General features: G+C 42.8%; 12 protein-coding genes and 1 other RNA gene. 4 read left to right on the top strand and 9 right to left on the bottom strand.

The annotated features are described in order from the left end of the window. Positions 1-227: 227 nt before the first annotated feature. From ahcY to ssrS, 9 genes are all read right to left on the bottom strand, one after another. The gene (ahcY, locus tag C2869_RS19180) at positions 228-1,592 is read right to left on the bottom strand and encodes an adenosylhomocysteinase (RefSeq protein ID WP_108604456.1); all 1,365 of its coding nucleotides are present in this window, start codon (positions 1,590-1,592) and stop codon (positions 228-230) included. Positions 1,593-2,048: 456 nt separating this feature from the next. After that, positions 2,049-3,188, bottom strand: a complete 1,140-nt coding sequence (locus C2869_RS19175; protein WP_108601389.1) for an IS110 family RNA-guided transposase — start codon at positions 3,186-3,188, stop codon at positions 2,049-2,051. Positions 3,189-3,251: 63 nt separating this feature from the next. Then, entirely contained in the window at positions 3,252-4,250 is a 999-nt protein-coding gene (locus C2869_RS19170) for an adenosine kinase (protein WP_108604455.1), read from the bottom strand. A gap of 169 nt (positions 4,251-4,419) precedes the next feature. Next, on the bottom strand, positions 4,420-5,391 hold the full coding sequence (locus C2869_RS19165; RefSeq protein ID WP_108604454.1) for a cobalamin biosynthesis protein CobD/CbiB: 972 nt from the start codon (positions 5,389-5,391) through the stop codon (positions 4,420-4,422). A 24-nt stretch (positions 5,392-5,415) separates the two neighbouring features. After that, positions 5,416-6,108 carry a 5'-methylthioadenosine/S-adenosylhomocysteine nucleosidase gene (gene mtnN, locus C2869_RS19160; protein WP_108604453.1) on the bottom strand — a complete coding sequence of 231 codons (693 nt, stop codon included), beginning with the start codon at positions 6,106-6,108 and terminating at the stop codon, positions 5,416-5,418. 401 nt (positions 6,109-6,509) lie between these two features. Then, positions 6,510-7,127, bottom strand: coding sequence for a DUF2726 domain-containing protein (locus tag C2869_RS19155; RefSeq protein WP_108604452.1), 618 nt, complete (start codon positions 7,125-7,127; stop codon positions 6,510-6,512). Positions 7,128-7,342: 215 nt separating this feature from the next. Beyond that, positions 7,343-9,091: a monovalent cation:proton antiporter-2 (CPA2) family protein gene (locus C2869_RS19150; RefSeq protein WP_108604451.1), complete on the bottom strand. Its 1,749-nt coding sequence runs from the start codon at positions 9,089-9,091 to the stop codon at positions 7,343-7,345. 192 nt (positions 9,092-9,283) lie between these two features. After that, positions 9,284-9,781 (bottom strand): SixA phosphatase family protein, encoded by a 498-nt coding sequence (locus C2869_RS19145; RefSeq protein WP_108604450.1) that lies wholly within the window; start codon positions 9,779-9,781, stop codon positions 9,284-9,286. Positions 9,782-10,262: 481 nt separating this feature from the next. Further along, positions 10,263-10,444, bottom strand: a non-coding RNA gene (gene ssrS, locus C2869_RS19140) — 6S RNA. A gap of 442 nt (positions 10,445-10,886) precedes the next feature. On the opposite strand from ssrS, the gene C2869_RS19135 reads away from it, so the two are divergent. Genes C2869_RS19135 through C2869_RS19120 form a run of 4 tightly spaced genes read left to right on the top strand, consistent with a single transcriptional unit; the run spans position 10,887 to position 15,325 of the window. Further along, the gene (locus tag C2869_RS19135; RefSeq protein ID WP_108604449.1) at positions 10,887-11,459 is read left to right on the top strand and encodes a UPF0149 family protein; all 573 of its coding nucleotides are present in this window, start codon (positions 10,887-10,889) and stop codon (positions 11,457-11,459) included. Between the two features lie 15 nt (positions 11,460-11,474). Beyond that, the gene (pepP, locus tag C2869_RS19130) at positions 11,475-12,782 is read left to right on the top strand and encodes a Xaa-Pro aminopeptidase (protein ID WP_108604448.1); all 1,308 of its coding nucleotides are present in this window, start codon (positions 11,475-11,477) and stop codon (positions 12,780-12,782) included. Between the two features lie 60 nt (positions 12,783-12,842). After that, positions 12,843-14,105, top strand: coding sequence for a 2-octaprenyl-6-methoxyphenyl hydroxylase (gene ubiH / locus C2869_RS19125; RefSeq protein ID WP_108604447.1), 1,263 nt, complete (start codon positions 12,843-12,845; stop codon positions 14,103-14,105). Then, positions 14,102-15,325 (top strand): UbiH/UbiF/VisC/COQ6 family ubiquinone biosynthesis hydroxylase, encoded by a 1,224-nt coding sequence (locus tag C2869_RS19120; RefSeq protein WP_108604446.1) that lies wholly within the window; start codon positions 14,102-14,104, stop codon positions 15,323-15,325. The genes ubiH and C2869_RS19120 overlap by 4 nt, the downstream gene beginning before the upstream one ends. Positions 15,326-15,357 lie beyond the last annotated feature (32 nt).

Below are 15,357 nucleotides of genomic sequence, written 5' to 3'. Positions count from 1 at the left end.
AGTAATGCCCTGCTGTTAATCTGGATATTTGGGGTATTAGACGGATTACAAGCAGCCGTTGTGATTATTCCGAGTGATTGTTTACGCCATAGCTATAGGGCAAAGCTATAGGTCAAAATGATGCTAAATAGAGTGGCAGCAGAATTTACTGGCCTAACAGATAATAAAAAGCCGTTGCTGAGGCAACGGCTTACTTTTATAAAGTGAAGTAATAACTGCTTGGCAGATTAATAGCGGTAAGTTTCAGGCTTAAATGGCCCTTCAGCATCAACATTAATGTAATCTGCTTGAGTATTGGTTAGTTTAGTGACTACACCACCAAAACCTTGAACCATGTATGAAGCTACTTCTTCATCTAGCTTCTTCGGTAATACTTCTAAGGTGATGTTAGCTTTCTTATCGCCTTCAGGTAAGTCAGCAAACTTGCGAGTGAATAAGTGAATTTGCGCCAATACTTGGTTAGCGAAAGAACCATCCATAATACGGCTTGGGTGACCTGTTGCATTACCTAGGTTAACTAAACGGCCTTCAGATAATAAAATTAAGAAGTCGCTAGCATCTTCAGAACGGAAAACTTGATGAACCTGAGGTTTTACTTCATCCCACTTCCAGTTGTCACGCATGTAAGCAGTGTCGATTTCGTTGTCGAAGTGACCAATGTTACATACAACAGCACCTGATTTAAGCGTTTGCAACATAGCCGCGTCACACACGTTAACGTTACCTGTTGTAGTAACGATAAGGTCAGTTTTACCCAGTAGGTCTGTGTTGATATCTTCAACTTTACCTGTGTTAACCCCATTGTTATATGGAGAAACCACTTCAAAGCCGTCCATACAAGCTTGCATAGCACAGATAGGATCGATTTCTGTAACCGCAACAATCATGCCTTCTTGACGTAAGCTTTGCGCCGAACCTTTACCCACATCACCGTATCCGATAACTAAGGCTTTTTTACCTGAAAGTAGGTGGTCAGTACCGCGTTTAATCGCGTCGTTTAAGCTGTGACGACAACCGTATTTGTTATCGTTTTTTGATTTAGTAACTGAATCGTTTACATTGATAGCGGGCACTCTTAGCTCGCCTTTTTCTAACATTTCTTGTAAACGGTGAACACCAGTTGTGGTTTCTTCGGTAATACCGTGAATACTGTCCAAAAGAGTAGGGTAACGCTCGTGAAGGATTTGAGTTAAGTCACCACCATCATCAAGTACCATGTTAGCATCCCAAACAACGCCATCTTTGTTGATAGTTTGCTCGATACACCACTCATACTCTTCTTCAGTTTCGCCTTTCCAAGCAAAAACTGGAACACCAGCCGCAGCGATTGCAGCAGCAGCGTGATCTTGCGTAGAGAAAATATTACATGATGACCAACGCACTTCTGCGCCTAAGGCAGTTAAGGTTTCGATTAACACACCCGTTTGAATGGTCATGTGAATACAACCTAAGATTTTTGCTCCTTTAAGCGGCTGGCTGTCTTTATACTTTTCACGACAGGCCATTAATGCTGGCATTTCACTTTCGGCGATAGTTAATTCTTTACGACCCCATTCAGCTAGGGAAATGTCGGCGACTTTGTAGTCAGTCATAGGATGGTAACTCCAAAATTTATAGTGTAGGTTGGGTTAGCGAAGTATGAGCGTAACCCAACGTGGTTATTAATGTGTAGATGTTGGGCTTCGTGCCTCAGCACCAACCTTCTATGAAGGACAGGAAGTCAATACCCAACCTTTAATTTATAAAAATCTCTTATGCTCTTTCTTCAAACCATAAGCTTTTTCCCATTTTTGAAGTTAATCAATTGCCCAGATTAATTTATTCGTGCTACTCAACATCAAGTGTGAGCGCAACCACCTTCTATCCGTTCCAGCCCTAAGCTGGCTACCTCAAACTGCATTCGTATGTGCAGTGAAATCTGGTTGAAGGTGCCCCTTCTACAAAAACGGTCAAGCTTGGCTTACCAAGGTTGGGCACGAGCACCTTCTCACAATCGTTAACGTTAATTCCTTATGTGTTTGTTGTCATTTGTGACTGCCTCTGTGCAATTAACCTTCCGTTAATTGTGCACCCTCGGGAATAACACCATGCTCAAGGTAACGCCACAGAGCCACTAATAATTTTCTCGCGAGCGCGACTATTCCCACTCTTCGCATCCGCTTGCTGCCTTTGTCAAAGCGCTCCTTAAACCATTGACTTAATTTGCTGCCTTTTTGGTAACGTAACCACAGCCAAGCAAACTCTATCATGACCTTGCGCACCCGCTTATTGCCTGCTTTACTTATTCCCTGTTCGCGTTGGCTGTCTCCGCTGTCATAAGGTGTTGGAGTTAATCCCGCACAACTCCCCACTTGCTTAGCGTTTTTGAAATCTCGCCAGCTAAAAAATTCTGCAACTAAGTACCAACTGGTTTGCCATCCTACGGCTTTGAGTTGCATCATTTGCTCTATCTGTTTTTCCATACTGCCGTCTTGGGCTTGGGTAACTCGCTCTTTTTGTAACGCTTCAAGTTCTTTCACTTGATTATCTACCATGACATAGCGCTCGTATTCGCGTTGTAATTCGTTCTTCGTATCAACTGGAATGTCATACCCCGTGACGGCGCCTTTAAGTTTAGGCAGTAATGTTTTTAAATCTTTTATGTTTGCTAGCCGTATGCCATGCAGAAAAAGTAAAGATTTTATCCTTGTTGAATGCGCCCCTCGCTCTTCGATTAATCGCCCTCGTTCGCGTTGTAATCGTCGTTTATCTTCTTGCTCAATAGTCGGGACTCTAACAGGCCTCATTGCCGTCAAATCACCTGAACAATAACGAATGAGTAGTCTGTTTAAGGCTTTTACGTCCACACCATCACTTTTGACTTGGCGTTGACGCCGATTCACTTCAATAGCGGCTGAGTCAATCACATAATTGGTGATATTTTCTTTTTCCAATGCTCTGTGTATCCAAAACCCATCTCGACCCGCTTCGTAACAGCTAAAAACCGGACAGTCTGGTGTGCATTTTAGTTTTTCTTTTGCCAGTTCAATTTCTGCAAGTAGGCTATTCCAATCACCAGCATCAATCGTTTTCTGTCTGAGCTTAACTTTATTACTAAATCCTAGCTTCCAGCTTTTTGCACTTAATTCAAAAGCAAGGTACAAAATATTTGAATTTGCGTTATCTTTATCTTGAAGGACAGTATTCATCTTTATTCACCTTTTTTGGTTTTGTCACCTTAAGGTTAGTCGATATACTGTCCTTCATAGTTTCTACAAAAAGTCTTTTAATATTTCTTGTTGCTGCTCTTTTGACAAGCGCGGACCAAAGTGAGACACCACAACGCTTGCCGCTTTACAAGCTAGCTCGCCAGCTTTGGCGTAATCCCAATTTTGGCTTAAACCATATAAGAACGCACCTGCAACCATGTCGCCCGCGCCGTTGGTATCAACCGCTTTAGCAGGTTGGCCTGCGACTTCAACTTGTTTTTCATCGTCAATCACAAGTAAACCTTTAGCGCCTAAAGTGATCACCACAGTTTTAGCGCGTTTTAATAACGCTTGGCTAGCATCCGCTACTGTATTGGTATCGGTAAAGGTTTGCGCTTCTTCTTCATTACAGAAGAGTAAGTCGATACGTTCATTACCAAGTGCTTGATCAATTCCATCTTTAAAATATTTAACCATACTCGGATCAGAGAAGGTCATGGCAATTTTTACGCCGTCGGCTTTGGCTTGTTGTTTCGCTGCGGCAATGGCTTCTAATGCGGTAGGCGAAGGAACAAGATAACCTTCAATGTACAAATAGTCGGCTTGGCTTAGCTCTTCAATAAATAACTCATTGGTTGATAAGTCTGCAGTACAACCTAAATAGGTATTCATGGTGCGCTCAGCATCATCTGTGACCATCACCAAACAAGTGCCGGTATTACCTTGGGTCGACAACTCGTTTAAACGCGTAGTCACGCCACTGGCTGCTAAATCATCCGCGTAAAAGCGGCCAAACTCATCGTTGCCGACTTTACAGGCGTAAAATGCGCTGCCACCAAATTGGCTTAAGCCCACTAAGCTGTTTGCTGCAGAGCCACCACCAGCGCGCTTCTTTAAATCAAAATTTGCTTGTAAGCCAGCAAGTAAGCTTTGTTGTTGCTCTTGCTCGATCAAGGTCATTAAACCTTTCTCAATATTTTGCTCGGCTAAAAAAGCATCGGTAACTTCAAATTCTTTGTCGACTAGGGCATTTCCTAAGCCGTAAACGTTATATTTTGCCATGTAAAATCAAGTATCCTAACGAGTGTGTCATAATCATAGCTCAGCTTTTGATAATGACCATTGAATTGCTTTCATAATACGGGTGAAAGGAATGCATGCGATCATACGGATTGGTGAAAAAAATGCCATTAAACTCGTGGTTAAATTTGGCCAAAAGGTTAAATATGCTTTAGTTTTTTACGATTAAGCTCAAAAATAGGCTTGTAACGACAATTATCAGTAACATTAGGCTGTTAGCCGCGATAACAAGAAAGCGGCAATGGCGAATAGTTTGCCAATTGGGTTGCGGGTTGTGTTCACCTAAATGCGGGCGCTGCGTTTTGACTTGGCCATAATATATCGGCCCACCTAAGCGAGTATTAATAGCTTGAGCCGCAATACTTAAATACCAAAGTGAATTAGTATAGGGCCAGCTTTTACTCGCGCTAAATGCAATGGCCACACCTTTAATTAAACCGCCTTTTATGGTTAGCGTTAAGGCGTTAATTTTACAAGGGATATAAAGTAAAATATGGCATGTGCTGTCGATGGCTTTAGCAAAGTAACGAAAGCGAGTTGTTTTACCGTTGGCGACTAAATGCAGCTCTAACAATAAGCGCAAAGCTAATGTCCAATAAGCGCCAAATAAGATAAAGCATAAGATCAAGGTTTGGTAAAAATACAGATTGCGCAGCAGTAAAGCTTCGCAGCAGGCTTTGGCGATACCTATGGCAGATAAATTGTCGGTGCGGCGTAAAACCCAGTCGTTTAAGCGATCGCGCGCGAGGATTTTTTGTTCCTTACGTAATGCCAATTCTGCTTTTTTAATGTCACTCCAGCAGGGTTTTAAGCCCAAGCAAAGCCATAAAATCAAACCTTCGAAAAACCAAGGGTATTCGGTAAATTGCACTGATAAAAAGATCATAATGACCCAAGGCACGGTCGCGACTAAAATGGCCAATGCGCCCGCAATTTTTTGTTGAAAAGCTGGGCGACTGGGATCGGGAAATACCTTGGCGGTTAAGCGCTCTGCAATGACTCGGAAAAAAGTCAGTGGATGAGCCTTTTCAGGGATCGTCAAAAAGACGTCAAGCAATACCACGGCTAGCAACACACCGAGATACAACAAGGGCTGTGGCCAAGTGTCGAAAATAGCATTCATGGTAATTTATACTGACGCATTGGCTTAAAAAGATTCTAAAAAGTCGACAACTAATTTAGATGAATGTTGTGCCGCTTGCGCTAAAAAGCTATCAAAACTTTGATGAGACTCTTTACCGGCTATGTCGGATAAAGCGCGGATCACCACAAAAGGTGTTTGAAATTGCTGGCAAACTTGCGCTATGGGAGCAGCTTCCATTTCAACTGCTATCATGTCGGGAAAATGCCTTCTGGCGGTGGCAACACGCTCTGGACAGTCCATAAAGCTATCGCCTGAACAAATTAAACCTACTTTGCATTGTAATTCAGGTTGTTTACTTGCTGCTTGTTGAGCCTTGTCAATTAATGCTGGGTCAGCATGAAAAGACTCAGGAAAACCAAAACCTTGGCCCATAGCAAAACCAAAAGCGGTTAAGTCGACATCATGATGGCGCACTTCACTGGAGATCACTAAATCACCAATATTTAAATCGCTGGCGTAACCGCCTGCTGACCCTGTATTGATGACAAATTTGGGTTTATAACGGTCGATAACTAAGGTGGTAGCCATTGCGGCTGCCGTTTTACCAACGCCACTCAATACGAGTACCACTTTGTGGCCAGCTAAAAAACCACAAAACAAAGTGACAGGACCGTGCTTGTCTTCCTGACAATTGTCGAGTTGTTGACGCAGTATTTCAATTTCTTGCTGCATAGCTCCAATAATGGCGATGGTCATGGAGAATTCCTTTAGATATTATTTAGTTAACTTAAGCTTATTATAGTCAAAGCGATCGGGTTTTAGGGACAGGTTTCAAGTTCCAGACGAAACCTAAGTACTTACATCCATGTAAGCAAAGCCGTCAAAGCTACCGCGTCCTGCTCTCGCCCCTCGCTTAAAGTGCCTACTTTTGGTACCTGCATCCATGCAGGTAAGCTTCGAATCCCCATGAGCATATGCTCTATTTTGTGATTGGGGTCGCCTAAATGGATTTAGGTGTTAGAACGACGCAGGAGCCAAAGTCGAGAGTAAGCGCTGACAATGAACCATAAGACCTGAGCGAGAAGACTATATAAAAAAACCGAGCAATAGGGCAATTCTAATGCTCGGCTTGTTGAATATAGACCTAATGTCAACGTTTAGGCAACGGCGGCTTGTTGAGCGTCTTGCGCTACTGCTTGATTAATATGGGCTTGTACTAAAGGACGAATAGGACGAGTCGGGCCTTTCGATTTTACTTTGCGTACATTGAGCGGGCGCAACTTGTTGTTTTTTGCCCCTAACTTGGCTGAAATACATTCACGTAATTCTGACGCTTTATAGCCATTACGTACCTTGATACGAATGTGTGGCAAGTTTACCGTGTCTAATGCGCCTTTAAGGTACCAATCCTGTTTAGTTTTATAACCCGTGCTAGATTCGGCATTGACCAAATCAATTGCCGCAACTGGCGTTAAGTTGGTTTTGTCGAGTAAGACAAAGTCTAATACTTTACCTGTGGCTTTTAGTTTAGCCGCTTGGGCGACACGCTTTTTGGTGCCTTGGCGAATATCGAGTAACTCAGTTAAACGTACGCGGTTAACAATGCGAAATTCATCGCCTACCGCTCTTTCAAGCATAACCATAAAAGCGCGTTCAGAGTTAGTAAACAGGCTTTCGCGGCGCTTGTAAGGGAAAGGGGTTTCTGATTGGGTTAAGCGAATAGCCAATGCGGAAACAACCAATAGCACTATCATTAAGGTGATTACTAATTCCATCGTCTGTCCTCACAAAAAATTGACGTTTAGGGTCGAGCAAATCAAGTTATGTAGGACTAAGCAACAGGTGTGCCAGAATGGTTTTAACTAAGAATTTTTACGGTAGGTATTTTTGATTCAATTTTACTTTGGCTTAGCTTAGCTTTGGTTGAGCATTACCCAGCTTTGCTACTGTTACCATTGTCTATGGCAACAGAAGCAAAACTTGCAGTGAATTATAAGGTTTTATCGTCGCGGAAAATAGATTCTAGCGCTTGTTTACCTTGTCCTGCTCGGTCAATGATGGTTTGCAAGTCGTAATTATTGTCAATGGCTTCTTGCAACAGGCTTTCATCATGCTGTTTAAACAGTCGCACGCTTTCTTTGGCTTTGGTATCGGTGTAGCCATGAGCTAATAAAACTTGTTCAGCAGCTTGCAGACCACTGGCAAACATTTCACGTACACAGCTTGTTACCCCTAATTCATTATATTTGGCGACCACAAAACGGTTTTGTACACGAGTGACAATTTTGATATGAGGATAATGCTTACGCACGGTTTCAGCAATTTTAATGGCTTGGTCGTCATTAACCGCAATAAACAAAACTTTGACGTGAGCAATGCCTGCACTTTTTAATAGGTCTAATCGAGTTGCATCGCCGTAAAAGGCTTTGTTACCAAACCTTTTAAGAAATTCAATATGCTCTACGTCTTTATCTAGCGCGATAAACGGGATGTTTTTTGCTGCCAAAATCCGCGCAGTAATTTGAGCAAAGCGACCAAAACCGGCAATCATGATTTGAGGCTCGGTTTCGTGAGGCTCGCTATCGTATATAGGGCGGACGTTTTTACTGTTAAAGCCTAGGCTATGTAAAATAATTAATGGTGAGGTTAACGCCATTGAAATACCCACAATAAGGTTAACCATGGCGGCAACTTCTTTGTCGAGAATGCCGCCGGCTGTCGCTTGCGCCATGACAACAAAAGCAAATTCCCCGCCTTGCGATAACATAATACCAAGGCGAACTGAATCGGTACGGCTTTGCTTGCTTAATCGTAGTACAGCAAAAATGACTAAACCTTTTAACGCCACTAATGCGATAGCACCGCCTATCATGGCTAATGGTTTTTCGCCTAGCAGTTGCAAGTTCATATTCATGCCGATAGCAATAAAGAATAAGCCAAGTAATAAGCCTTTAAATGGCTTAACTTCGGTTTCTAATTGATGGCGAAAACTCGAGTTGGCTAATAATATACCGGCGACAAAGGCACCTAAGCCCATAGATAAACCGACGGCATACATAGCCACAGCAGTCGCCATGACAATTAATAACGCGGCGGCAGTCATAACCTCTGTGCTGCCACTGCGGGCAATGATACGCAATAAGGGATTGACCACATAGTGACCAGCAGCGATAACCGCAATAATAGCTAATAAGCTTTGCCACCAAGCAACGGGGTCTTTACCGCCAGTTACGGACAAAGTGCCAACAAATAGTAAAATTGGGATCACGGCTAGATCTTGCATAAGTAACATGGAAAAACCATGTTGACCGGGTGGCGTACGTAAGACTTGTTGCTCAGTCATTAATTGAATGGCAAAGGCCGTTGACGATAATGCCAAAGCTAAACCAATAACCGCAGCTGTCGAAAAACTAAAGCCAAAACCAGCCACAACAATGCCTGTTATTAAAATGGCTGTGATAAAGAGTTGGCCACCGCCAGAGAACATGATTTTATCGCGCATGCGCCAGAGTTTTTCTGGGTTTAACTCTAGCCCTATGATAAACAGTAAAAAAATCACGCCAAACTCGGCAAAGTGTAAGATATCTTCTGGGTCGTCTATGAGCTCAAGCATAGAAGGGCCAATAACCACACCAGCGACCAAATAGCCCAAAATTGAGCCAAGTTTTAATTTGTTAAACAGTGGAACCGTAATCACTGCGGCTGCTAAAAATATAAGCGCTGAGCTTAAGCCATCCATCGTTAAATCCTATTTTTTGAACTGTCTGTTGCGCCTGTACATGCATGACGCCAGATACCATATGAGCTTCATCGCTCAATGTTTTGATATTTTTATAAATTGGTGAGTAAGATTACAGGGTAATAGTTTGCATATTAACCCCGTAGGGGCAAGCTTATTATGACATTTATCAATTACTTGCTGAACTATAATTTAGCAGACCGCAGAAAACGGTTGCTTAGGAAAGTCTAATCCCGTGACTTTGCCAGTGCCCCAATTGACAAGAGACCATTTGTTAATATTAAACTCAATTTTTGCGGTTCCCCCTGTGGGTAAATTATCTAAGCCAAAATGGGTTAAGAGATTAATTAAGTCGGTCCATAATGGGTTGTGGCCGACAATCATTAAACTACTAATATCTTGCTGTTGTTGGATCAGTGACAAAATATAATCAGCCGAACACATATACAGTCCGTCATCTTGCTGAATATTTTCAATCGTCATTTTGTTGGCTACTGCTTTTGCCGTGGTCAGAGCGCGGTTTGCACTGCTGGAAATAATTTTGTCGGGTTGCCAACAGTTGTTGACAAGGCGAGTTGCTATATCGGGCAAATTACGCAGGCCGCGTTTATTCAAGGGGCGGGAAAAATCGTCGAGATTAGGATCGGCCCAGCTTGATTTTGCGTGGCGAAGTATATAAAGAGTTTTCATATTGTCAGCTACTATAGTCTTCTCGCTCAAATTTTATGGTTCATTGTCTGCGCTTACTCGCCCCAATCACATAATAGAGCATATGCTCATGGGGTCTCGAAGCTTGACGGCTTCCCCTAAAACCCGATCGCTTTGACTACAACCGTTATCTATTTAGTATTTACCATGAATAAAACATTGGCAAAGCGTAATAAGATGGTTTGCTTGAGTATGTGAAAGCGTTAGCAGGTTTGGAGTTTTGTACCAGAGAATAAACGGTAAAAGTTAGGTTAGTATTCAGTTGAATAAGGTAATAAATCTATCGACTTTGTCGAAAATAACCGTATTAAAATATCAAAGTTTTTGTGGGTGAGCATTTATGCTCGCAGAGCCTGCAAACCATTCTAACTTAAAGAACAATACTGCCGAATGAGCTTGCTGATTGAGAACTTGAATAGTTACCAACTCAGGCGAAATTAAAAAAGGGTATTGCTAAGAAGTGGCGCTCCCCAAGGTACCGCTGCAGGTGTCAGCCCTTGAACCGTATGGTTCAAGGCGGAAGCTAGATGATTACCGTAGGCTTCTCGGTACATGCCGAGCCTGCTCAATAGTAGCCAAGCTAGGATCCTGGGTATAGAAGTATCGGCTCAGGGACATAACCTTTAACGAATACCTCAGGGACCATAAAATTATAGTCTTCTCGCTCAGGTCTTATGGTTCATTGTCGGCGCTTACTCGCCCCAATCACATAGTAGAGCATATGCTCATGGGGTCTCGAAGCTTGACGGCTTCCCCTAAAACCTGATCGCTTTGACTATAGTATAAGCAATCAGTGCTTTAATTATATAAGCCTTAATAATGACGAAGAAATTAAGGCTAATTGACTTGGCAAGCAGGCTTTGCCTCGTTGCAAAGTCAAATATCAATACCTATTACGCTCGTTTAGTAAACGTCTTTAGCAATTGATGATTTGTATTGTGCCATATCCCAATTGTATGCGCTATAATGGCGGCATATTGCTTCGGCTCTTCTATACTAAGTTATTGATAATGAAAGCTAAGTTTTTTCATTTTATTGTTGAGCCATCGACGCCCTGTATAACAATTATTCATTAAGAGTCCATTTTATGTCTGATGTCACCTTGCCTGATTACGATGATTTTGATTTTTTACTGCAAAATAACAAGCTACCTTGTTCTGCATCAGAAGTGCATGGCATTTTATGTGGCAGCATTTGCGGTGGTATGAGTGAGGCCAGTCGCGAATGGTTGAGCATAGTTCGAGATTTTTGTTTGGATGGTGAGTCAGTGCCAGAAGACGTAGTCAGCGCCATGATAAATTTATATAAAGCGACATTTGAGCAGTTGAAAGATGGTCAATTGGCGTTTCAAATTTACCTGCCTGAAGATGATGTCTCCTTGACTGAGCGTGCTGAAACTTTGATTGAATGGTTAAATGGCTTTTTATCATCTATTGGTGTGCAAAGTGTTAATTTGCAAGCGGCTGATGAAGAGATCCGCGAAGCGTTTCAAGATTTAGTGGCCATTAGCAAAATGGATACTGAATTAGAAGAAACGGAAGAAAACTTCCAATCGTTTGAAGAAATTGTCGAATACATACGTATAACCGCCATATTATGCTTTGGGGAGTTTGGCGATGCGTTACCAGAAGATTTACCTAATAAACCGACTTTGCACTAAATTGTCTTGAATAATATGCTAGCTAATTCAGTTTTTCAGTCTCGCCGTCAACAAGTGTTGACGCAAATGGTGACCAATAGTGTGGCCATTATCCCATCTAATGTCGAAGTTCGGCGCAGTCGTGATACCGAATTTTTATTCCGACAAGACAGTGATTTTTGGTATTTAACGGGGTTTAATGAGCCAGATTCTTGGCTAGTTTTAACTAAAGACAGTCAGGGCATGTCGCAGCATATCTTATTTTGTCGAGCTAAAGATAAAATGGCTGAAATATGGCAAGGGCGGCGTTTAGGGGCTGAGGCAGCCAAACAAAAGTTTGCCTTGGATAATGCTTTTGCTGTGAGTGAGCTTGATAATCAATTATTGGAATTACTGGATAAAAAGACCTGCGTGTATTGGCCCTTTGGGGAACACGAATTTGCCGATGTGAAAGTGCAATCTGTTCTTAATCGCTTGCGCAGCCAAGGTAAGGTACGTAAAGCGCCGAATGAGTTAAAAGATTTACGCTCCATATTGCATGAAATGCGTTTGATTAAATCAGAACAAGAAATTGCCATTATGCGTCAAGCTGCGCAAATTAGCGCGCAAGCGCATATTCGCGCCATGCAATTTGTTGAGCCTGGCAAATTTGAGTTTCAAGTTGAAGCTGAACTGCATCATGAATTTGCTATGCAAGGCGCGCGTTCTCCAGCCTATGGCAGCATAGTGGCAGGCGGTGATAACGCTAATATTTTGCATTACACCGAAAATCAAGACGAACTGCAAAATGGCGACTTGTTACTGATAGATGCGGGTGGCGAATTGCAAGGCTACGCGGCTGATATTACACGTACATTTCCTGTTAATGGTCAATTTACTGAGCCGCAAGCTTTGTTATATCAATTGGTTTTAGATGCACAAACCGAATCGATGCGATTAATTAAACCAGGCAATACCATTAAGCAAGCAACAGATAAAGCGATAGAAGTTATTGCCCAGGGTTTAATCGACTTAGGTATTTTAAGTGGCACATTAAGCCAAGTTATCGAGCAAAAAACCTATCGACAGTTTTTTATGCATGGCCTTAGTCATTGGTTGGGTTTAGATGTGCATGATGTTGGTGAATACAAATTAGATGATCAAGATCGGCCTTTGTTACCGGGTATGGTATTAACGGTGGAACCGGGTATTTATATTGCTAAAGGTGCTGAAGTTGACCCTAAATGGCAAGGTATTGGCATTCGTATTGAAGACAACGTAGTAATAACTGAGCAAGGTTATGAAAACCTAACCTGTGATGCTCCTAAAACCATTGATGAAATACAAAGGATTATGGCCCAATAGCCCCCGTTGGCTACATAGTCACTGACGTAAACAACAAAAATATAACGAGCAATTACTATAATGACTCAAACAGCCACTGAGCTTAATTACGATATTGTCATTGTTGGCGGTGGACTGTCGGGTGCCACATTGGCTTTGGCGTTATGCCATACGTTTGGCGATGCAATATCGATTGCAGTGATTGAACCACAGTTGGCCAAAAGTGTTGATCATTCTAGTTTTGATGGTCGGGCGTTGGCTTTATCTCAAGGGTCGGTTCAATTACTCAAGCGCTGGCAACTGTGGCCAGCATTAAGCGAATTAGCCGGTGATATTCAAGTTATTGAGGTTTCTGATAGTCATCATTTAGGCTATTGCCAAATGACAGCCGAGCAACAGCAAGTGCCGGCATTGGGTTATGTTGTGCATGCACATACGCTTGGCGACGCCTTGTCGCAAAAATTGCATCATCTTGCTGCGGCAAAACCAGCGTATCGTCTGGATGTGTTTTGTCCGGATGAGTTGCAAACATTAAAGCAACATCAAGATCATGTTGACCTTACCCTTACTAGCGGTAAAACCTTGCAAGCAAAGCTGCTTGTCGGTGCTGACGGGGCTAAAAGTCGGGTTCGACAACAGCTTAATATTGCACAAACGGCGACGCAATACGGTCAAGTTGCGATCAGTTGCAATGTCTTAACCCAGTTAGCTGATCATTCATCTTCGTCCAAAGCAACTCGGGTAACGGCGTTTGAGCGTTTCACGTCACAAGGCCCGTTAGCTATGTTGCCCATGCCGTATAGCCAAGACTCTCAGTTTGCACAATATGGCTTAGTCTGGTGTCAGCATGCTAGTCGTACACAAGAGTTAATGGCGTTATCTGATACCGAGTTTGCCCAAGCCTTGCAGCAAGCGTTTGGCTGGCGCGCGGGTAAAATCTATCAGGTGAGTGCTCGAAGTGCTTATCCGTTAACGCGATTGATTGCCGAGCAAGTTTATCAACATCGCTGTTTGTTAATCGCCAACTCAGCTCATCTTATTCATCCTATTGCGGGTCAAGGGCTCAATTTGGGTATTCGCGATATTGAGCAAATGTGTATCGCTCTGGCGCGTGCGTTAGATACCAAGCAAGATCTTGGCTGCTATCGCACTTGGAGTGATTATTGTCAGCAACGTAAGTTGGACACTGAAAAAGTGGCAACCGCGACCGATGTGTTGGTGCGGGTATTTTCTAATGATGATTTTGTATTTAGCGGTGTGCGCAATAAAGGACTTTGGCTAATGGACAGAGTGACCCCGTTAAAAAATAAGTTGGCACAACATGCCATGGGATTAAAAGCGTGATCAACAAAACCGATATTCTGGTTGTTGGCTCAGGTATGATGGGGTTAACAACAGCTCTTGCCTTAGCGGATAGCTCGTACACTGTAAGCTTAGTGGCGCCTACTTTACCGGAACCAAGCCAAGCTCAGCACTATACTTTGGCAGCCGATGCCTTACCTGCCAATAATCGTGTCAGTGCGATCAATCAAGCCAGTATTAACGCCTTTAAACAACTGGGTGTTTGGCCTTATATTCAGCAGCAGCGTTTTTGTGCCTATCAAGGCATGGATGTTTGGGACAAAGATAACATTGGTCGTGTACAGTTTCATTGCCAAGATGTTCAAGCCGATAATTTAGGCTGCATCATTGAAAACGACGTAGTGACCTTAGCCCTTTGGCAAGCGTTGCAAGCTAGCAATAAAGTAACTTGTATTAATGCGAGTGTAAGCCAAATTAATAGTGAAGCGGATAGCAGTATAGTTGTGCTAGATAATGGCACTATTATGCAAGCTCGCTTGGTTATTGCGGCTGATGGCGCTAACTCACAGGTGCGCAAGCTAATGAATATGCCACTGGTTCACAACGACTATGACCAGCAAGCGATTGTCGCCACGATTAAAACAGAAAAAGCTCATGACAAAATTGCTCGCCAAGCCTTTACCGCTAATGGTCCTTTGGCGTTATTGCCGCTGTATGATGATCACTTATGCTCTATTGTCTACTCACAGCAAACGTCGGCGAGTCGAGAGTTAATGGCGTTAAATACCTGCGAATTTGCTAAACGTTTAACGGCGGTATCTGACAGTGTACTCGGGCAGATCGAGTTGGTGTCTGAGCGTCAAGCCTTTCCTTTACGCATGCGCTATAGCCGAGATTTTATTAAAGATAATGTTGTGTTGATTGGCGATGCCGCTCACACCATTCATCCATTGGCTGGGCAAGGTGCTAACTTAGGTTTAATGGATGCTTTAGCCGTTAGTGAATGCGTTATTGAGCAAGGTTTTGATCATACTGAGTTAAGCAAAACCTTAAGATGGCGTAAATCGGAAGCCTTTGATCGCATTGCGGCAATGGAAACCTTCCATCGTGGTTTCACGACTTCGTTTGCACCGATTAAGTTACTGCGTGGTTTGGCATTGCAAACAGCAGATACTTTCAACCCACTAAAACAGCTATTAATTAAAGAAGCTATGGGCACAGTTGGAAAGTTACCCGCATTGGCACAAGCCAGTGCTGATTAATGGGTTAGTGGTCTAGTACTCATCATTAATTA

Origin of the sequence: Saccharobesus litoralis, from assembly GCF_003063625.1 — a bacterium.
Lineage (GTDB): Bacteria > Pseudomonadota > Gammaproteobacteria > Enterobacterales > Alteromonadaceae > Saccharobesus > Saccharobesus litoralis.
This window is presented reverse-complemented; position numbering and strand designations above follow the sequence as displayed.